The organism is Paenibacillus sp. 2TAF8, from assembly GCF_052114825.1.
In the GTDB taxonomy this organism is placed as follows: Bacteria; Bacillota; Bacilli; order Paenibacillales; family Paenibacillaceae; genus Paenibacillus.
In genome coordinates, this window is the sequence record NZ_JBFRFN010000065.1 from 1 (window position 1) to 521 (window position 521).

Consider the following 521-nt stretch of genomic DNA (forward strand, 5'->3'; position numbering starts at 1 on the left):
TTCGCCACGTCCTTCATCGGCTCCTAGCGCCTAGGCATCCTCCGTGTGCTCTTAGTAGCTTAACCAGATTGCTCCGGTTTCGACTGCTCGCTTCCCTTGTTTTGGACTACGTCCAAAGCCAAAAGTCGCTCCCATTCGATACCATCGCAWCAGCAATTTAACTACCGTTTTTATTGAAACTTGTTATACACAAGTTCAGCTAAAAAGGAATGTTCTAATTCGCGTTTGTTTCGTTTCGATATCTAGTTTTCAAAGAACAAGCTCCATAATAAGCAAGCTGTTTGAGAGTTTGAGCYCTCAAAACTGAGCAACGAGTGAGTTGAAAGCTTTACGAAGTAAAGCYCGCTTCGGAAGCATACTTCCTGAAGACTTTTTGAATGTTTCCACACGGGAAACGATTCTCCATAGAAAGGAGGTGATCCAGCCGCACCTTCCGATACGGCTACCTTGTTACGACTTCACCCCAATCATCTATCCCACCTTCGGCGGCTGGCTCCTTGCGGTTACCCCACCGACTTCGG

The 521-nt window shown here is 46.9% G+C and carries 1 rRNA gene; it reads right to left on the minus strand.

Features of this window, described 5'->3' with window-relative positions:
- Positions 1-408 precede the first annotated feature (408 nt).
- A 16S ribosomal RNA gene (locus AB4Z30_RS29990) occupies positions 409-521 on the minus strand; the annotation flags it as partial.